This window comes from Paenibacillus mucilaginosus 3016 (genome assembly GCF_000250655.1).
Taxonomy (GTDB): Bacteria; Bacillota; Bacilli; order Paenibacillales; family NBRC-103111; genus Paenibacillus_G; species Paenibacillus_G mucilaginosus.
Genome location: NC_016935.1, coordinates 3,467,197 through 3,490,255, shown reverse-complemented (window position 1 = coordinate 3,490,255; position 23,059 = coordinate 3,467,197). Strand labels below are relative to the sequence as shown.

Here is a 23,059-nt window from a genome sequence, read left to right as displayed (position 1 = left end):
ATCACGCTCTCTCAGCATTCGAGCGGCTTCCTCCGGAGATCCTCCGGCAGCGGCCGTCCGAGCACCCGGTAGTAGATTTCTTCATACTGGCGTGTAATGACATCATTACAGAATGTATAGCGGGCCCGGTGAAGACACGCTTCTCTAAGCTGCGCGGCATGTGCTTCATCCGTCAGGATCTTCCGGGCGTAGCCGGCCATCGCCTCCACGTCGCCGATCTCGGCGAGGTAGCCCGTCTCCCCGTGTGTGATGAGCTCGGGAATCCCGCCCGCATTGGATGCCACGGTCGGCACGCCGCAGGCCATCGCTTCCAGGGCCACAAGCCCGAAGCTCTCCTTCTCGGAAGGCAGGAGCATGAGATCGGCCAGCGACAGCAGCTGGGCCACGTCATCCTGCTTGCCGCAGAAGGTAACGCGGTCGAGCAGGCCTTTTTCCTTCACCTTGCAGAGCACCTTGGAGAGCTCCGGTCCTTCGCCGACGAACAGCAGCCGGGCCGGCACGTCCTGCCTCAGGCGGTCGAAGATCTCGACCACGTCCGTCACCCGCTTCACCGGGCGGAAGTTGGAGATGTGAATCAGGATCTTCTCGTCCGGATGGGCGAACTCCTTGCGCAGGGAGGTTACCTCCCGCGGGTAGTAGACGCGCTTGTCGACGAAGTTATAAGCGAGATCGATCTCCTTCGTAATGCCGAGGAGATGACGCGTCTCGCGGATGAGATCCTGGGATACCGCCGTAACCGCGTCGCTGCCGTTAATGGCATAGCCGATGAGGTCGCTCAGCGATTCGTCCTGCGCCAGGACGGTGATGTCCGTACCGTGCAGGGTAGTCACGACCTTGAGCTGGTCGCCGACCATCTGCTTGGCGAGCAGAGCGCAGACCGCATGCGGAATCGCATAATGTACATGGAGCAGATCCAGTTCCTGCAGCTTGACCACCTGGGCCAGCTTGCTGGCCAGGGACAGATCGTAAGGCGGATATTTGAACACGTAGTAGTCGTTGACTTCGACTTCGTGATAGAAGATGTTGCGGTCGAATTTCCCCAGGCGGAATGGCATGCTGTGCGTAATAAAATGAACTTCATGCCCTTTTTCCGCCAGCAGCTTGCCAAGTTCCGTCGCAACGACGCCCGAGCCGCCCAGGGTAGGATAACAGGTGATTCCGATTTTCAGCCGGTCCTTCACGTTTCGCGCCTCCCTCTGTGATCGCTGAGTGCGTAATTTACAGCAGCTCTGCCAGATATGGCAGCCTGCTCATGAACCCTTCGGCATAAGCGACCGATCGCTTCTGCCCGAGAAGGGCGTCTCTTGCCTCCACCCGCTCCAGGTAATTCTGGTTGAGCGGGGTGGCCACATAATCATTGCCGGCCCCCGCCGCTTCGAACTGGGAGCGGTAGGCAAGCAGGGATTCGCGTTTGGTTTCGTAGACGCTGCTGATATCCACCATCACGTCCGGGTCTTTCACATCATTGATAAAATAGAAATAGAAGTCCTGTACGGCATGCGCCTCGCTCTCGGGCATATACCGGCGCAGCTTGGCATTGAATACCGCCTCCTGCACCAGCCGGGAGCAGGCGATATGATCCGGGTGCCGGTCCTCCCAATAAGGAGCGAACACAACGCGGGGCTTCCAGCGGCGGATCTCCTGCACGATCGGGTTCACCAGCTCGGCTCTCAGCTCCAGTCCGCGGTCCGGAAGGCCCAGATTGCTCCGCACGGTGATGCCGAGGCTTCTCGAGGCCGCTTCCGCCTCCGCCTGCCGGATTTCAACGGTCCCGTTAGAGGACATCTCGGCCCGGGTCAGATCGCAGATCCCGACCCGCAGGCCCTTACGCGTGTGCTTGGCGATCGTGCCCCCCATCCCGATCTCCGCATCATCCGGATGGGCACCGAAGATCAGCAGGTCCAGGGTCTCATGGAATCCGTTCATTGGTCGATCCCCGGCTTATATTTATGTACAAGCTCCCTCCAGGCGAAATCTCCCCGGTCCAGCGCCTTCACCAGAATTTCGGCCGTTGCGATATTCGTCGCGCACGGAATGCCCTGCACGTCGCACAGGCGAAGCAGCGCGATGATATCCGGCTCGTGGGGCTGTGCCATCAGCGGATCCCGAAGGAAGATGATCAGATCCATTTCATTGGTGGCGACAAGCGCCCCGATCTGCTGGTCGCCGCCGAGCGGCCCCGACATGAACCGGTGAACGTTCAGCTTCGTGTTCTCCATAATCCGGGTGCCCGTCGTCCCCGTAGCATACAGCTCGTGATGCTCGAACACCGTCTCATACGCGGTGACGAAATTCACCATCTCGTCTTTCTTGCGGTCATGCGCGATCAGTGCGATTTTCATGCTCATATTCTCTTCCTGCTCCTCTCCGGTTTCACAGCCCTCTGCCTATCGTGCGGAACTATTCGAGCCCTACAAAACGAGGACACCGGGAGGAAACCGGTCCGGCTTACTCCCCTTGTCCTCCTGAGGGCTAGTCCATGTAATGCTCGAATCCATATACCAGCCCGGTATGGGTCATGACTTTCTTGACGGCCGTGTTCACACCGGGCATATAGCCGGCACGGTCGTAGGAGTCGTGACGGATCTTCAGGGTCTGCCCAAAGGCCCCGAACACCACTTCCTGCTGGGCGAATACGCCCGGAAGCCTTACGCTATGTATACGGAATCCGTTGTAGTACCCGCCCCGCGAGCCTTCGATCGTTTCCTTCTCATCCGGATTACCCTGCCGGAGTTCCTGTCTCGCCTCGGAGATCAGCTCCGCCGTCTTCACGGCCGTTCCCGATGGAGCATCAAGCTTCTGGTCGCCGTGGTACTCGATAATTTCAAGATGCGGCATATATTTGGCCGCCTCAGCGGCGAATTTCATCATCAGGATGGCGCCGATAGAGAAGTTCGGAGCGATGAGCCCGCCGATTCCCTTGTCCCGGCACAGCTTGTCCAGCTCTTCGATATCCTCCGGAGTGTATCCTGTCGTTCCCATAACGGGACGTACGCCATACTCAATGGCCAGACGGGTGTGGGCCACAGCCGAATGCGGTGTCGTAAAGTCGACCAGCACGTCGGGCCGGGTCTCGGCCAGTGCCGACTCCAGATCGCTCTTCACTTCGACGCCGCAGGAGTCAAGCCCTGCCATGCGGCCGGCATCCTGTCCCGCTGCAGAGCGGGAAACCGCCGCCGCCAGCTTCAGCGCCGGGTCGCCCAGCACCATCTTAACTACTTCGCGACCCATGCGTCCGCTGGCGCCGGCCACCGCTACCGTTATGATTTCATTCATGAGAGTTCTCGTTCCTTTCGGCCAGCATCCCCCGAAGGGTTGCGTTCTTCATGTATTGTTTCCATTTTTGCTCATAGTCTGCAGAAAGTCTGCGGCCGATCGTGTGCTGGGGGTCCAGCTTCAGCAGCTCCTTGATGCTGCGGAGCGCCTGTGCGTACTCGCCCAGCCGGTGATACGCCATACCCAGCAGCAGAAAGCCCTCCACCGACAGCGGGTCGAGCTCCACCGCTTCCTTCAGCAGCTCCACAGCCAGCCAGAGGCGCTCCTCCGGCTCATCGAACAGCTTCTCGGCAGTGAAGAGCAGCCGTTTGGCCTGAAGATGCTGCAGGTGGAATGCATAATGCTCGTCGCGGCCGTCCAGGTCCACCGCCTGCTGCGCGTGCTCGATTGCTTTCTCCAGCTTGTTGCTTCTGGCATACGTAATCGACAGCTTATAATGATAAGCGGCTTTGCCCGGATCCAGCGTGATGGCCTGTTCGAACCATGCGACCGCCTGCTCGAAATCATGCTTCAGTATCGATTCGTACGCTTTACGAATCGCCGTTTCGCCGTCCATCCGCCCTCTCCTCTCTCAAGGGGTACCCGCCTCGTCCGAATCTGCCCGGAGCTTCGGGGCAAGGGGGATGGTACAGCATATGTTCAGGCTTCGGGTTCGGTGTTGATTTTCGTCCAGCGATTGGCATCCCGGGTGCGGAATTTATGCATCACCTTGTCATGCGCTTCGGCCAGGTCGATCCCCAGGGAATTGGCAAAGCAGATCGTAATGAAGAGAATGTCGCCGAGCTCAAGCTCGATGGAGTTATCCTCTTCGTCCGGCTTCTTCGGCTTCTCCCCGAACCGGTGGTTGACCTCGCGGGCCAGCTCCCCGACTTCCTCGGACATCCGGGCCAGCATGGTAAGCGGCTGGAAGTACCCTTCTTTGAACTGCGATATGTATTCGTGGACCTCGCCCTGGAGGTCTTTCAGTGTCTTCTCGGACATGTGGAGAACGCTCACCAGCCTTATTCCGTGATAGCTGTCTGCGAAACCGCGGACATCAGTACCATGTTAACGCAAAAGAAGGGCGAATGACAAATGATTTTTGCTATAATAGGGTAATCTCTATTGTAGGCCCGGCGCCCGCCGCCGGCCATTCTCCGGGAGGTTCGTCATGCCACAAGTCCAACATCTGCTCAAAACCATCGTTCCCATTCTGTTCGGAACGGCCATCTACGCGTTCGGTCTTCATTATTTCGTTATCTCCAACGAGCTGATGGAGGGCGGCGTCACCGGTGTCGCGCTGCTGCTTAACTACATCTTCGGCCTGCAGCCCTCCGTGTCGACGCTCTTGCTTAACATTCCGCTCTTCTTCGTCGGCTGGCGGCTGCTGGGCCGGGCTCCGATGCTCTATACGATCATCGGCACGATGTCGGTGTCGTTCTTCCTGTGGATCATGGAGCTCCTGATCTCGGCCGGCTGGCTCGTTCCGTTCAGGACGGAGCATGATCTCTTCCTTGTGTCCGCATATGCTGGCGTCACCCTGGGCACCGGCCTCGGCATTGTGTTCCGGTACGGTGGAACGACCGGCGGAGCCGATATCGTGGCGCGGATCGCCAACAAGTGGAAGGGCGTGAGCATCGGCCGTACCATTCTCATGATCGATGTGGTCGTCATCGGCCTCTCCGTCTTCTTTTTGCCTATCGAGAAAATCCTGTACACCTTCGTCGCCGTCTTCATCGCTTCCAAGCTGATCGATGTGCTCATCGAGGGTTCGTATGCGACCCAGGCATTCACCATTATCTCCAACCGGTCCGAAGAAGTGGCCGCCGTCATTACCAAAGAGCTGGACCGGGGGGCCACCATCTTTCCTGCATTCGGAGCCTATTCGAATCAGCCGAAGAACGTCATCTACTGCGTCGTATCCCGGACCGAAATGAAAAGGCTTAAAGACCTCGTCCACTCGATCGATCCCCTCGCGTTTCTCATTATCACGAAGGTGCACGACGTCGTAGGCGAAGGCTTCAAGCCTAACGGGTAAGCTTTAGGTTCTATGGAACGAGGAGACTAGAAGGTCTCCTCTCCCCCCCGGCGGACGGTGGTCAGACCTCCGTCCTTCTTCGAGAGCCTCCATCCGGCAAAGGCCAGCGCCGCGAGGATCACCGAACCGAACGCCGTTGTCCAAAGGATCGGGTGGGGCGGCTCCGGGTAAGGAAGATAGGCCGTGGCCTCCTTCTTCATAAACAGCTTGTCGATCGTCTGTCTCAGCGGAGCGGCGGCATTCTGTACATTCCGGAAGTGCTCGGCGCTGCCGTCCGTTTGCGTGCCGACAAACGAAACCAGCGAGTCCAGTTTGGCCACATCCGCCCCGTCTCTTGAGATGAGCAGGGATGGATGAAGCAGTCCGATGTGCTCCCTCAGGTCTGCAGCACTCTGCCGCAGAGCCTCCCGGCTGCCTTCGGCCGCCGACTTCTCCAGGGCATTCACATCTTCCTGAAGCGTCTTGTAATGCTGCAGCCAGAGCGGCTGGTTCTTATGGATCAGCGCATCCGCAGCCAGCCTCAGCTTCGCCGCCGACACCTGCCCTTCGGCCGGTTGATAGCGGACCGCCTGAAACACCTTCTTCGCTTCGGTAATCGTCTGCGTCAGCGCATTCATGCCTTCGACCGTGGTCAGCCCCTCGAACGTCAGACCGGTCGTCAGATCGCTGATCTGGATCAGCGAGGTACGACTGCCGCTCACATCCCCCTGCAGTGCCTTCTGGTACAATTCTTCCGCCGATTGATTCAGCAGCTCGGCCTGCTGCCTCTGTGCCTCCGACAGCTGCGGCTGCGGGGGGGTCTCCTTCCCTCTGCCGGACGCACAGCTTGTCCCAAGCAGGCAGACCGCCGCCAGCAGGAGCAAGAAACCGACTCTTCTTCCTCTCCGGTCACCGAACACCGTCATCCCCTCCTAGCACATCTTATGGAGGTTTGTCCGGGATTAGACCGCTTTTCTTCCCCCCTGCAGAGGCACTCTCCTCGCTCTGAACCACCACAGGAGAACGGCGAGGGCAATCCCCGCCAGACTGAGTCCCAGGGTGAACGAAGCGATCTCCGCCAGGTCATCTTCCAGCACACCGGGCAGCCACGGATACACGCCGAACCCGTAATCGACGGCTTCGTTCAGCACCACCCAGCAGGCGACCGGGAGAATAGACAGCCAGCGGTAGCGGTAAAGACCCGCGTACAGCAGCGCTTCGGCCGCCATCCCCAGATGCGAGAAGGTCAGCATCCAATCCTGCCATACCGGAGCTTCCCCCTGGTAGGCGGCCGCCCAGATCATCGCCACAGCCCAGATCCCGTATTTGAAGGAAGTCACCAGGGCAAACACCTCGACGAAGCCTCTCCAAGGACTTACCCGGCTCTGCCCGGCCCCTTCCGCTCCCCTCCGCTTGTCACGGATCAGGAACCAGAGGAACAGCGTGAAGAAGAGGCTCGCCGTCGGACTGTCCGGTACAAAGGGCAGGAGGAAGCCCAAATTCATCTCCCCTGCGGTATATACAAGCTGCTTGGCATACCACTGGTACCCGTATATCGTTCCGAGCAGGTTGGTCCAGAACAACCCCCAGAGCATCAGACCGCTCGTTAAAAACTCTCTTGAAAACCAATAGGACCACCGAAACCAGGACAAATGTGCTTCCTCCCATAGGCAGCTGCAGTCATCGCTTGTACATGGGCTGCCCCTATTCTAAAGATGAGGCTGGACCCGCCAGAGGCAGGGCTGCTTCCCTCTCGCTTCCCGAGATCTTTCCGCCTTCCCCGCAGCTGTCCCTGCCTTTTAAAAAAACCTGGCCGTAGGACACGGCCAGGTTTGTGTTCGAAACTTATTGTGCTGCTTTTTGCTTCGCGAGCCAATCCGCCAGCTTGTCGAGATCCGCTTCGGTCAGACCTTTGCTGATGTTTGCATCATACTGGGCAGGCATGTTGCCTACGCCATTCTTCATGATGCCAAGGATCGCCGCCTTATCATGGGCGTCGCCTACGCCGCGAAGCGCAGGGATCTTCGCCGATGGCATACCCTTAAGGTCGCCGCCGTGGCAGGCGATGCAAGTCGACTTCTGGTAGATCGCCGCAGCCGGATCATCCGGAGCCACGATCGCCGCCGCCGAGGCAGCCGGCTTCTTGGCACCGCCGCCTTCACCGCCGGCAGTCCCTTTGCTTGCATGCATTTCCTCTTCCCGCTTGATGTGCTCAGGAATAATGTTCTTCTCCTTGAGCTCATGCTGGTAGTGGGACCATGAAACGACGGTCAGATACGTAACTGCAATCAGGCCGAGGAACATCAGGGTCGAAGCAATCGGACGCTTGTAGAAGCGTCTTTCCGGACCGGTATCCAGGAATGGCGCCAGCATGAGACCGCCGAACAGAATCCCTGGAACACCCAGCGTACCCAGTACGATAAATTGATCCGATGTATACGGATACTTCAGGAGCTGGTACATGAACAGGAAGTACCAGTCCGGCATCGGAATGAACTGGGTGTTGGTCGGATCCGCCGGGTAGCCGAGCGGAGCCGCTTCGGACATGACCAGTGCCAGGATGCCGCAGAGCACCACAACACCAACCATCCACTCTTTCAGCAGGAAGTTCGGAATGAAGACTTCCGATTTTCCGGGGTATGCCGAAAAGTCTTGAGGAATCAGCGTGGACGCTTTGGCACGAACACGCGAATCCCCGACAAACACGATTTTTTCATCTTTATTAGGACCGTGAGCCACGAATCGCCCCTCCTTCTCGTTATTCATGAGAACCGTTTACGTCAAGCAGGCTTCGCCGCTCTTAGAGCGGGCCGGAGATCCCTTGCTTGCGGATCATGAAGAAGTGTCCGGCGAGCAGGGCAAGCAGCGCTCCCGGCAGGAAGAACACGTGCAGTGCGAAGAATCTCGTCAGTGTCTGTGCGCCGACGATCTCGCCGCCCTGCAGGAACGTCTTCGCGTAAGGACCGATATAAGGTGCGGACTCTACGATCTTCAGCGTAACGCTCGTAGCGAAGTAAGCCTTGTTGTCCCAAGGAAGCAGGTAGCCGGTGAGACCCAGACCCAGCATGACAAAGAAAATAAGCATACCTACGACCCAGTTCATCTCGCGGGGCGCCTTGTAAGAACCCGTGAAGAATACGCGGAGGGTATGTAAGAACATCATGACGATAACCAAGCTGGCACCCCAGTGGTGCATGCCGCGCACGATTACGCCGAAGGCTACCTTATGCTGCAGGTAGTCTACGCTTGCATAAGCGTTGATAATGTCCGGAACGTAGTACATGGTAAGGAACATACCGGACAAGATTTGGATAACCGTGATAAAGAACGTCAATCCACCGAAACAATAAACGAATGCGGAGAAGTGATGAGCCGGGTTAACGTGCTCGGGCACTTCGTGGTCCGCAACGTCTCTCCATATCGGCGTGATATCCAGACGTTCGTCGATCCAGTTATAGACGTTTTTAAACATCTGATGCTACGCCTCCTTATTACACCCGTTTGTTCGGACCGAGCTGACCGAGGTATACAAAGCCCTGTTCGATTTTTACTTCATACTCATCGAGCGGCAGCGGTGCGACAGCCAGGTTCTTCCCGTCGGCCGTATAATGTGCGCCGTGACAAGGGCAATAATACTCATCCTTGTGCTCCGGGCTACCGTTCCAGTTCACTGTGCAGCCAAGATGTTTACAGGTCGGATTGAGCGCGAAAACCTTGCCGTCCTTGCCTTTTGCAATCCAAGCTTCAAGCTCAGGGTCGCTCTCGTACCAGCCGTCGACCTGATGCACTTTGAATTTGAAGGATTTTGGTACTTCGGTTACTTGGGCTTCTTCCACAACCTTCACCCAATCCGCTTGGGATTTAGGCTGAAGGACCGGATCCACTGCGAACCGAACCATCGGAACAATCATGCCTGCACCCATGAAAGCTCCCGCTCCACCGAGGGTGTAGGAAAGAAACTGGCGTCTGGACATTTCGCGACGCTTAACCGGTTTCTCGCCATGACGCTGCGATTCTTGATTCGTGCGATCGTTCATTCTCGTTCTACCCCCTTTTGCCACATATATCAGTCGTTCGACATAACTTTACACCATTTACTAGGACATAACTATAATAGCTTACGTCATAGGGTGCGTCAAGAATGGAGAGGAGCCATTGAGGCATGGAACATGGAAGCGCTACGCGACATTTAACGAAATTGTCACAACTGAAATTTGACAATCCGATAAACAGGTTCTTCCATAGAATTTGCATTTTTCCCACAGATCATACATGCTTCACAAGGACCTGGGCCGGATTCCAGAGACCCGTCATCAGTCCGGCGGCCTCCCGCTTCGCTTCCGCCCCCGCCTGCTGCAGCTGCTGCGGCGTGACGCGGAGAATCCGGTCCGCTCCTCCCGCCTCCAGCACCTCGGTGGAGATCGCCTCCTCCGGCTGGGCGGTGACCAGGACCACATACCGGAAGCCCTCGCTTCGCAGCCCCGAGCATACCTGCAGCAGCAGGCTGCGGATGTTCTCCGTATCTCCGGCCGGGGTGAAGTGCAGCGCCGGGTATGTAACGGTCCGTCCCTTGAACGGAATCTCGAGCAGGTCCAGCGCATCGCGGAGATGCTCCAGCTCCCTCGCGGCCTTCCAAGGGGACTCGGCCCCCGACAGACCGGTCACCGGCAGGAGGCAGGTATCCAGGTAAGGGCGCAGCTCCTCCCACTGCCCTTCATTGATCTCACTGAATTTCATTGCTTTCGCCTCCGTGTGTTATTCATGCCGCTACCTAATGTAACACAGAAAAAAAGGCATATGAACAGCGTTCACATGCCTTTCATGAAAATGTCACCTTTGTCTCGCCAACGGCACCGGTACGGCGGCTATTGCCCCAAAGCGCGCAGTGAATTCAGTTCGGTCGTCAGGGCAATGAAGGAGGCTTCGTCTCCCATCGCCAATGCTTGATCGATCTCCTGCGTCAGCGTCTTTTCCTTGTAGCTGCGAACCGCTTCATCCAGTACCATCTCGGCGAACAAGCTAAGCATCATATCCCCAGTCACATTCATTTTGCCCATAGAACCTACCTCCAAACCCCGTTCATAGTTTGTGAACGATCAAGGAGCGGTTTATGTCTAACCTCTACGGTACTCCTCGCCCTTGACACAATAACTTTCCATCGTCCGCTTCATCCGTGCAAGATCTGCCTCCGTCAGCTCACGGACAGTCCGGGCCGGAGAGCCCAGGGAGAGCGTAAACGGCGGGACCGTCTTGTTCTCGGTGATGAGCGAACCCGCTCCTATTAAAGCATATTCACCGATATTGGCACCGTTAAGGACAATCGCCCCCATCCCGATTAATGTGCCTTTACCTACTCGGCACCCGTGGATGATCGCTCCATGCCCTACCGATACCTCATCTTCAATCATCAGCGGCTGATCCGTGTTGACATGACCGATGCAGCCGTCCTGGATGTTCGTCCGCCTTCCGATGCGGATCGGAGCCAGATCTCCGCGCAGCACCGTATTGTACCAGATGCTGGCTCCTTCTCCGATCTCGACGTCCCCGATAATCTGTACCCCTGGTGCCAGGAACACCGTAGGGTGAACCTTCGGATGGATTCCGTTGTAGCTGTGCAGCATGAGCATTCACTCCCTGTTCATGATTGAAATGGAGTGATTGTAGCAGGCGCCTTTAAGCTTTGTCAAACGGGATCTCGATCTTGTCCTCTTCCGCAACATAGGTGCCTTCCACAATGCTTGTGCCGAGCTTCGTCATCTTGATGACCGTGCCGTGCTGCGGATCTTCACCGATCCGCAGCAGCCCGAGGTGCATCATCATCTGCAGCACCCGTTGCTCCAGGATCGACTCCGCCGAATCGTAATAGAACGGACGAATCAGGGGGCCGAGCACCTCCTGCAGCGAGGTGTAGGTCACCCACTCGGGACAGAGCCGGCCGAGCCACTGGACCAGCGATTGCAGCGGGGGAATCGGACCTTTATAGAGCCTTAACCAGAATCGGTACACTTGAACCGGATCTTCGCGCCGCGTTTCCTGCAGCCGCATACGCCCGTGTTCGGTCAGCGTCAGACGCCCGCCGTGCTCCGAAATCAGATCGCTGTAGTAGCAGTAGTCATAAATGAAAGAGAAACGGTTCGGATAATCGCGGAACATCCGGCCGTAGCCGAACCTCCACGCCGTCCTCCCGAGCGGTTCCTCCCTTACGGCGAACCGGTCGAGGATGCCCGTCAGGTTTCTCTTATACATGGCGCCTTCGGCCGTAAGCGTCACATCCTGATCCCGCAGCACCTGCAGAAACGCCAGGATGTCGTCCAGCAGCAGCTTCTGTTCGTCGCGGTACACCGGCGGTTCCTCCGTCCGGACCAGCCGCTCGCCGAACTGCTTGGCCAGCACGCCGATAAAGCGGCGCTTCAGATCGGCCGGCACCTGGAAAAGATACCGCGTCTGCTGCGAATACCCGCTGAACAGCCAGCCCCGCTGCTTGAAGCGGACAATGGCTTCGCGGGGGCTGCCCGGGTCCTCATCCCCCTCCTTTGTGAATCGGCTTTGCTGAACCCTCGCCGTCAGCTCTTCCAGGGAGAAGGTATCCCGCGTATCGAAGAGCAGCGAGTTCAAGAAGCGGATATCTTCTATGGACAAACTGCCCACCTGATGCTCGAAGACATCCCTGCGGCCTACCGTGGACAGGATCGACTGGATCAGCTCGTTCTTGGAATGCCCGTTGCACTCGCACTTGTATGTGCCGGCAATGCGGCTCAGCTCATGAATATCCGCGTAACACAACATGTCGGCAAGATTCATGCTTTGTCCCTCCAGCACTTCGGGTGCCACACTTTCTTAGTACCCATTATGGGAATTTATGCCGGATTTAAACGTAGGGACAAAAAAAAGGAAGAGCACCAAAGTGCTCTCCTTCTCTCTAATACAGGAATCGGCAGGCTCAGCCCACCGCCCCTTCTTCCAGTTCCTTCAGATGCAGCGTGCAGTTCAGAAGACTGCAGCTCCACTGTGCCTCCAGCCGTTCCACGACCGTCAGCGACGTATTCTTCAAGTGCTCGTCGATCGTCCGCCCGAGGAACCGGGCGAGCACCGGAGCAATATAGCCTCCGTGGCTCACGATGAGAAGCCGCTTCCCGGCATGCTCACGTTCGGTATCCAGCAGGAAGGCGTTCCACCGGGCAAGCAGGTCTTCATCCTTCTCCATGCCAAGATCCTGCTCCCGCCAGTTCTCCCCCCAGCGGGCCACCCGGTCCGCGACCGTCGTCCCCTCCAGCTCTCCGAACGCCCGTTCCCTCAATCGCTGATCGGTGCCGAGCAGCGGGATGCCGGTCACCTGCGAGATCGTCTCGGCGGTCTCCCGCGCACGGATCAGATCGCTGCAGAGGATGCCGTCCCATGCCTCCCCCTGCAGCCGCTTGGCCAGCAGACGGGCCTGCATCCGGCCCACTTCGGCGAGCGGCGTGTCCATCTGCCCCTGCATCCGGCCTTCGAGATTCCATTCCGTCGTGCCGTGCCGGATCAATCCAAGAATCGTCATTGCAGTCACTCCCGTGCTTCGTTCAATTCTGTTACTTGCGCGTACGGAACAGCCAGTTCATGGTCAGCAGCGTGGCTGTTAATCCCAGCAGGGATATGAACAGCAGATAATCCCGTACGGTATGAATCGGTCCGACCGAGTACATGAACGGTTCGTTGAACCCCTTCAGCGAGGCTACCGCCGTCGGCATGGAGCGCACATTCATCGACTCCTGTCCGGAGGAGGCTGCGATCGGATCCCCGATCCGGCCGAAAATCGATGCTTCCTTCACCAGCCCCGTCTGCGGTGCCGGGTCCCCGTTCAGCGAGAGGAAGAAGGTGAACAGGAAGGCGGCGATACTGAGGCCGACCAGAGCGGTCAGGTTGCGGCGCAGCTTTCCCGAGAAGTCATACAGCTTCTCCCCTACCGGCACCCGCCAGGACTCGTCCGCATAAATGCGGCTCATGACATTCGAAGATACGGATACCGCAGGCCCCGGAAGCTCCTCCTGCCCTGCAGCCGAACGGATCAGCTCCGTGCTCTCCTGCCAAATCTCAAATTCCTCCGCGCAATCCGGACAGCTGTGAATATGCCGGTCTACGCTCTCGCGGTTCGGATCGTTCTCGGGCAGGTCCCAGTATACGCCGAGCCATTCATGGATGTCTTCACACTTCATCTGCCATTCATCCCCTCATACTCCTCAAAGATAGGTTCAAGAAAGTATGGTTCCAACTGAAGCTTCACGCTGGCCCGGGCCCGGAATAACAAAGATTTCACGGAACTGACCGTCTGGCCGAGTATGTTCGCAATCTCCTGGTAGTCGAGCTGGTCGTATTCCCGCAGAATCAGCGCGGAACGCTGCTTCTCCGGCAGGTTGTTGATCGCATCCCGGACCAGAGATACCTTCTCGTTGCGAAGGACCGTCTGCTCCGGCAGCGTTTCAATCGACGTGGTAGGCGTATAGCCGCTTTGCTCCAAAGAAACCTTCGTATTCTTATGCTTGCGCAGCTCACTGAGCACCGTATTGCGAGCAATGGTGTAGAGCCAGGTGGAGAAGGTGGCCTCCACTTCCCGGAACGAGTGCAGACTGCGGTAGGCCTTGTAGAACGTCTCGTTGCACAGGTCCTCCGCAAGCGACTCCATCTGGGAGCTCTTGAGCATATGAAAAATAAAAGCGAGAATCTTGCGCTCGTAACGGCGCATGAGTTCATCATATAGTTGGACGTTGCCGTCTTTGATCTCACGAATCAACTGGGAATCGGTCATCCTGAAGCGACCCTCCTTGACAATCCTGCACACTCCCAGCGATGCTACCTCATTGTACTGCCCTGGGAGCAGAAAAGTTGCGCGTATTCTTAAAATAAAATGAAGAAAACGGTACCGCGGCGGCACAGCAAATTCTGGCCGGAGTTCCGCTTGTATTGATTCGATGCAAAGAACGAAAAATCCTGCTTTCTCGACAAGTTTCTTGGAATTCCCAGCAGGATGTGATGTTCACTCGGCCAATCACCGCTTTCAAGCTATGCCCCGGGAACAAAAAAAGACCGCCTGAATGATTCAGGCGGTTGCACATAGTGCCATTATTCGGATAGGAGTGGAGAGAAACCATACTGTACTTTTATTATATGTATACGGTTACAATAAGTCAATACTTTTTTTGAAAACGTTTCCCCCTTTTTGAAGTTTTTTTATCGGGGCTCCCCTCCCCTGTTTATTCTTCCTACAGCCGCTCCTTAACGATACTCAAGAAAAAAAGACTACACGTGAACCGCGTAGTCTTCTTTGAGGAGCTCCAGGGCTTTGTCCATCTGCTCTTCTTCCCTGAAGGAGAGCCGGAGCACGCCCGGGACGTCTTCCCTGCTTTCGATGATTTGGATATTGCTGAGATTCACCCGGTGGCTTCCGAGCAAAGTAGTGATCTGCCCGATAATCCCCGGATGGTCGGGAACTTCGATATAAATGTCATAGAAGGAATGAATGACGCCTTTGCGGCGCTCCGGCAGCTCGCTGCGGAACGTATTGGCGAGCTGGAATTCCCGCTCAATCCCTTCCCCGTCCTCCGCCTCCAGCAGACGGATGAACGAGAGGATTTCCTCGTTCCAGTCCTGAAGCAGTTGAAGGACTACCTTCTTGTTATTGATGAGAATATCGCGCCAGATGATCGGATCGCTTGAGGCGATCCGTGTGATGTCGCGGAAGCCTCCAGCCGCCAGATCGCGGTAGAGAGGGTTCGCCTCATTGTACTTTGCTATTTGGTTCACCAGAGCAACGGCAATGATATGCGGCAGGTGCGAGATGGCGCCGACAATCTCGTCATGCAGACCTGCCTCCACCTTCACGAGCTGGGCCTTCGTATGCTGCAGCAGCACGGCGAGACGCTCATAGGCCTCCGCCGGGGTGTCGTGGTCCGGCGTCAGCACGTAGAACGCGTTCTCGAAGAGCAGCGACGAAGCCGCCTCCACGCCCGACTTTTCCTTGCCGGCCATCGGATGGCCGCCAATGAAGCAGGCGCCGGACAGACGCAGCTGTGCGGCGAAGGCGGATACCGACGCCTTGGTGCTGCCGACGTCGGTGATGATGCAGCCCGGCTTGAGCGGCAGGGAAGCGAGCTTCTCCAGATACTCGTTCAGGTTGCCCACCGGGACGCACAGGAAAATAAAATCCGCATCGGCGGCCGCTTCTTCAAACGAGGTGGTCGCATGGTCGACCACGCCGCGTTTGAGGTATTTGGCCACTGAGGCGGGATTGCCGGAGTGGCCTACAACCGTGAGCCCCGGCTTGCCCTTGAAGCACAGGGCCAGGGACCCGCCGATGAGACCGACTCCGTAGATTGCGATTTTCGTCATGAAACCGCCACTTCGCTCAGAACCTCTTCCAGCGCCTTCAGGAACTTCTCGTTCTGCTCCGTGCTGCCCACCGTCACACGGATTCTCGTCGGATATCCCCAGCTCGGGTCGTGGCGGACAATAATGCCTTTGCGCAGCAGCCCCTGGAACACTTCTCCGCCCGGGCGCTCCACATCTACCATGACAAAGTTGCCGTGCGCATCAAAATAGCGGAGTCCGAGCTTGTCAAAAGCCGCATTCAGCTGCTGAATGCCCGCCGCATTCGCCTCACGGCAGCTCTCGATGAACGATTGATCGTTAACGGCGGCCAAGGCTGCCTTCTGGGCGAAGCCGGTCGTGTTGAACGGCTCGCGCACCTGGTTCACCGAACGGATCACATCCGGATGACCCACACCGAAGCCGATGCGCAGGGAAGCCAGACCGTAGATCTTGGAGAACGTGCGGAGCACAACGATATTGTTGTACTTCTGAAGCAGCGAGATGCTGTCCGGGTATTCGCCTGTGACGTTGTACTCGGCATAAGCCTCGTCGAGAATGACCATGACACGCGAAGGAACCGCGTCGAGGAACGCCGTAATTTCGGCTTCGCTGAGCATGGTCCCTGTCGGGTTGTTCGGGTTGCAGATCCAGACGATCTTCGTCTTCTCGTTCACCTTCGCGAGCATCGCCTTCAAATCATGCCTGCCTTCCTCGTCCACCGGCACTTCGATGACCGCCGCTCCCTCGACTTCCGCATTATGCTTGTACTGCGGGAATGTCGGGAAAGCCGTGATCGTTTCGTCTTCCGGCGTCAGGAACGCGCGCGCAATCATCAGGATGACTTCATCGGAGCCCGCTCCGAAGATCACCTGGTTCGGCTGTACGCCCAGATGGGCGGACACGGCCGCCGTCAGGTCGACCGCTCCGCCGTCCGGATAGATGCTGGCGTTATCGACTGCCGAGATGATCGCTTCTTTCGCCTTCGGCGAGCACCCGAACGGGTTCTCGTTGGAGGCAAGCTTGATGACTTCCGTCAGACCAAGCTCCCGTTTGACTTCCTCCATAGGTTTGCCGGGCTGGTATACCGGCAGATGCACGATATTCTTCTTAGGCTGCACTACTGTCACCTCGTCCTACATATTCAGGTCCGCACGATGCCGGAACCGTTTCCCACTAATGTACGCACAAAATCATGAATTTGCAAGAGTCCTTCTCTGCGGGAGGCCGGCTCGGACAGCAGAGGCAGCGCCTCTTCGACCGTCCGCACAAGGGCGCTGCCGACGACAATGCCGTCGCAGACCCCCGAGAAGCGGGCCACCTGCTCCGGCGTCGAGATGCCGAAGCCGATGGCGATCGGCAGCGAAGTCGCTCCCTTGACGGTGCTCAGGAACTCGTCGATGCCCGTATGGAACTCGGTCCGGGTGCCGGTCACGCCAAGCGAGGACACGCAGTAAACGAACCCGCTCGCTCTGGAAGCGATCCGTTCCACGCGCTCCCGGGAGGTCGGCGCCACCAGCGGAATCAGGTGGATGCCGTGCTGCTCCGCCAGCCGGCGCACTTCCTCATCCTCTTCCATCGGCAGATCAGGGATAATGAGGCCGCTGATGCTGCTCTCCACCAGAAGCGGGAAGATCCGGTCAAGGCCGGTTTGCAGCACCGGATTATAATAGGTAAACAAAATGAACGGCAGCTCGCTGCCTTCCTCCCTCGCCGTCTTGGCGGCCCCGATCACATCGAGAATCGTGATCCGGTTCGCCTTGAGCGCCCGCATGGAGGAACGCTGGATGACCGGCCCGTCGGCCAGCGGATCGGAATAAGGCACGCCGAGCTCCACCATGGAAGCGCCGGCCTTCTCCAGCTCGTGAATGATGTCGATCGAGGTGCGGACATCCGGGTCACCAATGGTGAGGAACGGAATGAATGCGGTAAGCTCCTGCTCCTTCAGAGCAGCGAATTTGGCGTCGATCCGGTTCATTTCGCTACAGCTCCTTCCATATGGCTCATGATCGTATGCACGTCTTTGTCCCCGCGGCCCGACGGGCTGACGACGATGATCTGGTCCTTGCCCATCTGCGGCGCGCGTTTGATCGTTTTGGCGATCGCATGAGCGCTTTCGAGAGCCGGGATGATGCCTTCCGTCCGGCACAGCAGCTTCAGCGCTTCCATCGCTTCATGATCCGTAATCGGCACCATACTGGGCACGGCCGGTATCCATCAAATGGGAGTGCTCCGGACCGATGCCCGGATAATCCAGTCCTGCAGAGATCGAGTGGGCCTCCTGCACCTGTCCGTGCTCATCCTGCAGCAGGTAGCTGTAGGAGCCCTGGAACACGCCCTTGCTGCCCATCGTCATTGTGGCCGCATGCTTCTCGGTGTTAATTCCGTGTCCTGCTGCTTCCACCCCGACCAGCTTCACGGCCTCATCGCCGATGAACGGATAGAACATCCCTATCGCATTGCTGCCGCCGCCTACTGCGGCAATCACCGTATCCGGCAGACGGCCTTCCTGCTCGAGAATCTGACGGCGCGCCTCATCGCCGATAATGCGCTGGAAGTCACGGACCATCAGCGGATAAGGGTGCGGTCCCGTCGCCGAACCGAGAATATAGAACGTATCCTCTACGTGGGATACCCAGTAGCGGAGCGTCTCGTTGCAGGCATCCTTCAGCGTCCGGGTACCGGAGGTCACCGGCACCACCTCGGTGCCGAGCAGGTTCATGCGGAAGACGTTCAGCTGCTGGCGCTTCATGTCTTCCTCGCCCATGAACACCTTGCACTCGAAGCCGAGCAGCGCCGCCACCGTTGCGGTCGCCACACCGTGCTGGCCGGCTCCCGTCTCGGCGATGATCTTCGTCTTGCCCATATATTTGGCCAGAAGGCCCTGTCCGAGCGCGTTGTTGATTTTGTGCGCACCCGTATGATTCAAATCCTCGCGCTTCAAATACACCTTGGCGCCGCCCAGGTGCTCGGTGAGACGCCCTGCATAATACAGGGAGGTCGGACGACCGGAATAGCGGTGAAGCCAATAGGTCAGCTCCTCCTGAAACTTGTCAGTTTTGGAGATCGTTTTGAACGCATCCTCCAGCTCGATCAGTGCGTTCATCAGCGTTTCGGGAACATAGCGCCCGCCGAACTTGCCGAAGCGCCCGAACTCATCCGGTCCGTTAAACATCGTTTCTCACCCTTTCGACAAAGCTTGTGATTTTATCCAGATCCTTGACCCCTTCGGTCTCCACGCCGCTCGACACATCCACCCCGTCCGGTGCGTAAGTGCGAAGCAGCTCCCCTACGTTACCCGGCTGCAGCCCGCCTGCTACAAGCAGCGGAATGCCCGCCCCGCGGCACCACTCCAGATAGGGTGGAATCGCATCCCAGGCAAACGTCTTACCGGAGCCGCCCCCATATACGGGGTCGAACGTATCGATCAGCATCCCGTCCACAACGCCGCGGTAAGGCTCCAGCCGGAAGGCACCGCCGTCACCGGCTTCCCCGGAAGCCCCACCGCTCAGAGAGAACACCTTGAACACCTGAACCGCCGGCCACCGCTCTTTCACCTCACTGCAGAATGCAGGGGATTCCTGGCCATGCAGCTGCACCACATCCAGCGGAGCTTCGCCAAGGACAGCTTCCAGCTCATCCATGGACGGGTTCACGAACACGCCGGCAGCCTTCGGCCGGCTGGCCGTGCCGGCAGAAGCATCCCGCATAGCGCGGATGAGCTCCCCGGCCGTCCGGGGAGCTACTTGTCTCTTGCTGCGTGCGAAGACAAATCCAATGTAATCCACCGGCAGCTTGGCCACCGCTTCCACATGGGAGAGCGTTTGAAGGCCGCAGATTTTGACTAAGGCCATGATTACAGCTCCCTGGAAGCCGAAGCTTCCGGCCGGACTCCCAGCAGGTCGTCGACCGCCCGGCCTACGCTCTCCTGCCTCATGAAGTGCTCGCCGACAAGCACGGCCCTGGCGCCGATCGACTCCAGGTATGTAATCTCTTCGCTGCGGGAGATGCCGCTCTCGCTGACTACCGTTACGTCTTTAGGTATATATTGAATGAGTTCTTCGGTCGTATGAAGATCTGTCACGAAAGTGCGCAGGTTCCGGTTGTTGATGCCCACCATCGTCGGGGACAGCTCCAGCACGCGGTCCAGCTCTTCCTTGTCATGCACTTCGATCAGCACGTCAAGTCCGATGCTGCGCGCCGTCTGCTGATATTCGCGCATCTGCTCCGTCGTCAGGATCGCCGCAATCAGCAGGATCGCATCCGCACCGATACAGCGGGCTTCATAGATCTGGTACGGGTCGATGGTGAAATCCTTGCGCAGCAGCGGAACGTTCACCGCCTCCCTTACACGCGTGAGGTACTCGTTCGCCCCCTGAAAATACTGCACGTCGGTCAGCACCGAGATGCAGTCGGCTCCGGCCTGTTCATAAGCTCGGGCCAGTGACACGGGCTCGAAGTCTTCCCGGATGAGGCCTTTGGAAGGCGAGGCCTTCTTCACCTCGGCGATGAGCCCCATGCTGCGCTGGCGGCCTGCCCCGAGGGCCCGCTCAAAGCCAAGCGTCGGCGGCAGCGCCGCAATGATCTTCTCCATCTCGGCGATCGTCGTCCGCGCTTGGAGCTGGGCGACTTCCTCGTGTTTCGTCGTTACGATTCGATCAAGAAACATGGCTCACTTCTCCCGTACACTGGATTAGTTGCTGAAGCTTCAGCTGCGCCCGGCCGGAGTCAATCACGGCCGCCGCCATCTTCACGCCTTCCTGGAGCGTGCCGGACAGCCCCGTCACATAGAAGCAGGCCCCGGCATTTGCCAGCACGATATCCCGCGGTGCGCCCTGCTCGCCTGCGAAGATCGCGCGGAGAATGTGGGCATTCTCCGCGGCGTCCCCGCCGACCACCGCCGCCTGCGGATAAGTGCGCAGGCCCAGATCGTCGGGCGAGATCTCGAAGGTGCGGATCGATCCGTCCCGCAGCTCGGTCACCTGGGTCGCGTCCGAGATCGAGATCTCATCGAGCCCGTCGAAGCTCGCCACTACGAGCGAACGCTTCACGCCCAGCGCCTGCATGACGTGTGCGATCGTCTCGGTCTTGCCGCGGTCGAACACCCCGAGCACCTGACGGTCCGCTCCTGCCGGATTGGTCAGCGGGCCAAGCAGGTTGAATACCGTCCGGAAGCCGAGCTCCCTGCGCGAAGGGGCCACATGCTTCATCGACTGGTGGTAGTTCTGGGCGAACATGAAGCAGATCCCCACCTCTTCGAGGCATCTGGCCGCCTGCTCTTCACCGAGCTGGATGTTGACGCCCAGCGCTTCGAGCACATCCGCGCTCCCGCTCTTGCTCGACATGGCCCGGTTGCCGTGCTTGGCGACACGGATACCGCCGGCCGCCGCCACGATCGCCGCCGCCGTCGAGATATTGAACGTATCCGCCCCGTCGCCGCCCGTACCGCACGTATCGAGCAGGTTCTCCTGGGACGTCCGCACCCGGCCCGACTTCAGACGCATGACTTCGGCGAAGCCGGTGATCTCTTCAATGGTCTCGCCTTTCATCCGCAGCCCGGTCAGCAGCGATCCGATCTGCGTCGGCGTCGCCCCGCCTTCCATGATGACGGACATGACATCCCGCGCTTCCGCCCGGGACAAATGCTGGCCTGCGATCAACTGCTGCAGGGCCCCCTGTACACTCAGCTTCACATGTTCCATTGTTTTTCTGCCTCCCCGGTCTTCTTCTCTTCAGCCTGTCTGCACATCTCCGGAATTACTGGTAATAATCCTGGTTGATCATGGCAAACTCAGTTGGCCTTGAGGCGAAGACCTGCTCGGCCATCCGGATCGATTTCAGCATCCCTTTTGCCTTGTTCACCGTCTCCTCGTACTCGCTCTCCGGCACCGAATCCCATACGATCCCCGCCCCGGCCTGCACATAGGCTTTGCCGTTCTTGAAGATAATGGTGCGGATCGTAATGCAGGTATCGAGGTTGCCCGAGAACCCGAGGTAGCCGATGGCGCCGGCATAGGCGCCGCGAGCTTCGTGCTCGAGTTCGGCGATAATCTCCATCGCCCGCAGCTTCGGCGCCCCGGAGACCGTTCCCGCCGGAAGGCAGGAGATGAAGGCATCGTAAAAATCCTTGTCTTTGGCCAGCGTGCCGGAGACGTTGGAGACGATATGCATAACGTGGGAGTAGCGTTCGATCTGCATGAAGGTATCGCACTTCACCGTGCCGAACTCCGACACGCGTCCAATGTCGTTGCGGCCGAGGTCCACGAGCATGAGGTGCTCGGCCCGCTCCTTCTCGTCGGCCAGCAGCTCCTGCTCCAGCCGCAGATCCTCTTCCGGCGTACGGCCGCGCGGACGGGTTCCAGCGATCGGACGGGTCTGCACCTTCTCGTCCTCCACCCGCACCAGCGCTTCGGGCGACGTACCCACAATCACCTCATCCCCCATCTTGAGGCAGTACATGTACGGGGATGGATTCATCGTGCGCAGTATCCGGTAAACCTGTAGGGGAGATACGTCCGTTTCGATCTCGAAGCGCTGCGAGAGCACCACCTGGAAGATGTCGCCGGCCCGGATGTATTCCTTAGCTTTCTCCACATTCGAGATAAACTGCTCCTTCGTCAGGTTGGAGCGTACTTCGCCGAGCTCCACATCGTCCGGGATCGCCTGATGGGACATGGTCAGCGCCGGAAGCGGACGCTTCAGGCGTTCTGCAGTGGCATCGATCTTGGCGCAAGTCTCGTCGTAGGCGCGGACGATCTCCGCGTCGGTCGCATGTGGGGGAATATGGACGTTCCCGATCATCTTCAGCTGCTGCTTGAAGTGATCGAAGACGATAACCTGATCGCAGAACATGAATTGAACGTCGTTCATCTTCAGATCATCGTGCCTGTGCGCGGGAAGCTTCTCGTAATACTGCAGCAGGTCGTATCCGAAGAAGCCGACCGCTCCGCCCGTGAACCTCGGCAGCCCGGGGAGGGAAGGGCTGCGGTATCCGCGCAGGTAAGCTTTCAGCACATCCACCGGCTTCTCTTCCGAAGTCCTTTTCCCCTGCGGCCCGTCAACGGTTGTCACGCCGTTCTTTGAACGGATCATCATGAACGGATCCGTGCCGATGAAGGAGTAGCGGGCCCATTTCACTCCGCCCTCCACACTTTCCAGCAGGAACGCCATGTTCTCCTCATAAAAGTGCTGGAACACGCGGATCGGGGTTTCCGTATCGGCCATCAGGTTGCGCACGACGGGAATCAGATTATACTCTTTGGACAGGCGGATGACTTCCTGCAGTTCCGGTGAATACATGCTGCATCTCTCCTCTTCTCGGGCTCTTCTATACTGCTCTTCTGGGCTCATGTAACAAATAAAAAACGCCTCTACGCATACGTAGAGGCGGCTGACAGTCGAATGGATGAACATCTTTGAATGGCGCAGTTCGGCCTGCATCCGGACAGG

26 protein-coding genes and 1 pseudogene are annotated in these 23,059 nt (G+C 58.2%); 1 reads left to right on the top strand and 26 read right to left on the bottom strand.

Annotated elements, in window-relative coordinates:
• Positions 1 to 11 precede the first annotated feature (11 nt).
• The 6 genes from bshA to PM3016_RS15175 form a co-directional block, all read right to left on the bottom strand.
• Positions 12 to 1,181, bottom strand: coding sequence for an N-acetyl-alpha-D-glucosaminyl L-malate synthase BshA (gene bshA / locus PM3016_RS15200; protein ID WP_013916540.1), 1,170 nt, complete (start codon positions 1,179 to 1,181; stop codon positions 12 to 14).
• A gap of 37 nt (positions 1,182 to 1,218) precedes the next feature.
• Positions 1,219 to 1,926 carry a bacillithiol biosynthesis deacetylase BshB1 gene (gene bshB1 / locus PM3016_RS15195; RefSeq protein ID WP_014370053.1) on the bottom strand — a complete coding sequence of 236 codons (708 nt, stop codon included), beginning with the start codon at positions 1,924 to 1,926 and terminating at the stop codon, positions 1,219 to 1,221.
• On the bottom strand, positions 1,923 to 2,342 hold the full coding sequence (mgsA, locus tag PM3016_RS15190; RefSeq protein WP_014650808.1) for a methylglyoxal synthase: 420 nt from the start codon (positions 2,340 to 2,342) through the stop codon (positions 1,923 to 1,925). Before mgsA ends, bshB1 begins: the two co-directional genes overlap by 4 nt.
• A gap of 130 nt (positions 2,343 to 2,472) precedes the next feature.
• Positions 2,473 to 3,276 (bottom strand): 4-hydroxy-tetrahydrodipicolinate reductase, encoded by an 804-nt coding sequence (dapB, locus tag PM3016_RS15185; protein ID WP_014370052.1) that lies wholly within the window; start codon positions 3,274 to 3,276, stop codon positions 2,473 to 2,475.
• The gene (locus PM3016_RS15180) at positions 3,269 to 3,832 is read right to left on the bottom strand and encodes a tetratricopeptide repeat protein (RefSeq protein WP_014370051.1); all 564 of its coding nucleotides are present in this window, start codon (positions 3,830 to 3,832) and stop codon (positions 3,269 to 3,271) included. The genes dapB and PM3016_RS15180 overlap by 8 nt, the downstream gene beginning before the upstream one ends.
• Before the next feature lie 83 nt (positions 3,833 to 3,915).
• Entirely contained in the window at positions 3,916 to 4,257 is a 342-nt protein-coding gene (locus tag PM3016_RS15175) for a nucleotide pyrophosphohydrolase (RefSeq protein ID WP_013916535.1), read from the bottom strand.
• A gap of 169 nt (positions 4,258 to 4,426) precedes the next feature.
• On the opposite strand from PM3016_RS15175, the gene PM3016_RS15170 reads away from it, so the two are divergent.
• Positions 4,427 to 5,293, top strand: a complete 867-nt coding sequence (locus PM3016_RS15170; protein WP_014370050.1) for a YitT family protein — start codon at positions 4,427 to 4,429, stop codon at positions 5,291 to 5,293.
• Positions 5,294 to 5,319: 26 nt separating this feature from the next.
• Here the strand turns inward: PM3016_RS15170 and PM3016_RS15165 are convergent, their stop codons facing one another.
• The 20 genes and pseudogenes from PM3016_RS15165 to trpE form a co-directional block, all read right to left on the bottom strand.
• Complete coding sequence (locus PM3016_RS15165; protein ID WP_014650807.1) at positions 5,320 to 6,198, bottom strand: sporulation protein YpjB; 879 nt, start codon at positions 6,196 to 6,198, stop codon at positions 5,320 to 5,322.
• Positions 6,199 to 6,234: 36 nt separating this feature from the next.
• Positions 6,235 to 6,924: a DUF1405 domain-containing protein gene (locus PM3016_RS15160; RefSeq protein ID WP_014370048.1), complete on the bottom strand. Its 690-nt coding sequence runs from the start codon at positions 6,922 to 6,924 to the stop codon at positions 6,235 to 6,237.
• 193 nt (positions 6,925 to 7,117) lie between these two features.
• Positions 7,118 to 8,011, bottom strand: a complete 894-nt coding sequence (locus PM3016_RS15155) for a menaquinol-cytochrome c reductase cytochrome b/c subunit (RefSeq protein WP_014370047.1) — start codon at positions 8,009 to 8,011, stop codon at positions 7,118 to 7,120.
• A 61-nt stretch (positions 8,012 to 8,072) separates the two neighbouring features.
• Entirely contained in the window at positions 8,073 to 8,744 is a 672-nt protein-coding gene (gene qcrB, locus PM3016_RS15150; RefSeq protein ID WP_013916530.1) for a menaquinol-cytochrome c reductase cytochrome b subunit, read from the bottom strand.
• A gap of 19 nt (positions 8,745 to 8,763) precedes the next feature.
• Positions 8,764 to 9,309, bottom strand: a complete 546-nt coding sequence (locus tag PM3016_RS15145) for a QcrA and Rieske domain-containing protein (protein ID WP_014370046.1) — start codon at positions 9,307 to 9,309, stop codon at positions 8,764 to 8,766.
• 229 nt (positions 9,310 to 9,538) lie between these two features.
• A complete protein-coding gene (locus PM3016_RS15140) occupies positions 9,539 to 10,009 on the bottom strand; it encodes a DUF2487 family protein (RefSeq protein WP_014370045.1) in 471 nt (156 codons plus the stop codon).
• 128 nt (positions 10,010 to 10,137) lie between these two features.
• Positions 10,138 to 10,329, bottom strand: coding sequence for an IDEAL domain-containing protein (locus PM3016_RS15135; protein ID WP_013916527.1), 192 nt, complete (start codon positions 10,327 to 10,329; stop codon positions 10,138 to 10,140).
• A 57-nt stretch (positions 10,330 to 10,386) separates the two neighbouring features.
• The gene (locus PM3016_RS15130) at positions 10,387 to 10,893 is read right to left on the bottom strand and encodes a gamma carbonic anhydrase family protein (protein WP_013916526.1); all 507 of its coding nucleotides are present in this window, start codon (positions 10,891 to 10,893) and stop codon (positions 10,387 to 10,389) included.
• Positions 10,894 to 10,945: 52 nt separating this feature from the next.
• Positions 10,946 to 12,073, bottom strand: a complete 1,128-nt coding sequence (locus PM3016_RS15125) for a hypothetical protein (RefSeq protein WP_013916525.1) — start codon at positions 12,071 to 12,073, stop codon at positions 10,946 to 10,948.
• A gap of 139 nt (positions 12,074 to 12,212) precedes the next feature.
• The gene (locus tag PM3016_RS15120; RefSeq protein WP_013916524.1) at positions 12,213 to 12,809 is read right to left on the bottom strand and encodes a histidine phosphatase family protein; all 597 of its coding nucleotides are present in this window, start codon (positions 12,807 to 12,809) and stop codon (positions 12,213 to 12,215) included.
• Positions 12,810 to 12,840: 31 nt separating this feature from the next.
• Positions 12,841 to 13,464, bottom strand: a complete 624-nt coding sequence (locus tag PM3016_RS15115; RefSeq protein ID WP_013916523.1) for an anti-sigma factor family protein — start codon at positions 13,462 to 13,464, stop codon at positions 12,841 to 12,843.
• A complete protein-coding gene (locus PM3016_RS15110; RefSeq protein WP_013916522.1) occupies positions 13,461 to 14,054 on the bottom strand; it encodes an RNA polymerase sigma factor in 594 nt (197 codons plus the stop codon). The genes PM3016_RS15115 and PM3016_RS15110 overlap by 4 nt, the downstream gene beginning before the upstream one ends.
• A 491-nt stretch (positions 14,055 to 14,545) precedes the next feature.
• Complete coding sequence (locus PM3016_RS15105) at positions 14,546 to 15,634, bottom strand: prephenate dehydrogenase (protein WP_013916520.1); 1,089 nt, start codon at positions 15,632 to 15,634, stop codon at positions 14,546 to 14,548.
• Positions 15,631 to 16,731, bottom strand: a complete 1,101-nt coding sequence (gene hisC / locus PM3016_RS15100) for a histidinol-phosphate transaminase (protein WP_013916519.1) — start codon at positions 16,729 to 16,731, stop codon at positions 15,631 to 15,633. The genes PM3016_RS15105 and hisC overlap by 4 nt, the downstream gene beginning before the upstream one ends.
• Positions 16,732 to 16,754: 23 nt before the next feature.
• A complete protein-coding gene (gene trpA / locus PM3016_RS15095; protein WP_014370044.1) occupies positions 16,755 to 17,588 on the bottom strand; it encodes a tryptophan synthase subunit alpha in 834 nt (277 codons plus the stop codon).
• A pseudogene (gene trpB / locus PM3016_RS15090) lies at positions 17,585 to 18,785 on the bottom strand (tryptophan synthase subunit beta). Before trpB ends, trpA begins: the two are co-directional and overlap by 4 nt.
• Positions 18,778 to 19,464, bottom strand: a complete 687-nt coding sequence (locus tag PM3016_RS15085) for a phosphoribosylanthranilate isomerase (protein ID WP_013916516.1) — start codon at positions 19,462 to 19,464, stop codon at positions 18,778 to 18,780. Before PM3016_RS15085 ends, trpB begins: the two are co-directional and overlap by 8 nt.
• A 2-nt stretch (positions 19,465 to 19,466) precedes the next feature.
• Positions 19,467 to 20,279 (bottom strand): indole-3-glycerol phosphate synthase TrpC, encoded by an 813-nt coding sequence (trpC, locus tag PM3016_RS15080; RefSeq protein WP_014370043.1) that lies wholly within the window; start codon positions 20,277 to 20,279, stop codon positions 19,467 to 19,469.
• Positions 20,269 to 21,312, bottom strand: coding sequence for an anthranilate phosphoribosyltransferase (gene trpD, locus PM3016_RS15075; RefSeq protein ID WP_013916514.1), 1,044 nt, complete (start codon positions 21,310 to 21,312; stop codon positions 20,269 to 20,271). The genes trpC and trpD overlap by 11 nt, the downstream gene beginning before the upstream one ends.
• 55 nt (positions 21,313 to 21,367) lie before the next feature.
• Positions 21,368 to 22,909: an anthranilate synthase component I gene (trpE, locus tag PM3016_RS15070; RefSeq protein WP_013916513.1), complete on the bottom strand. Its 1,542-nt coding sequence runs from the start codon at positions 22,907 to 22,909 to the stop codon at positions 21,368 to 21,370.
• Positions 22,910 to 23,059: the final 150 nt, after the last annotated feature.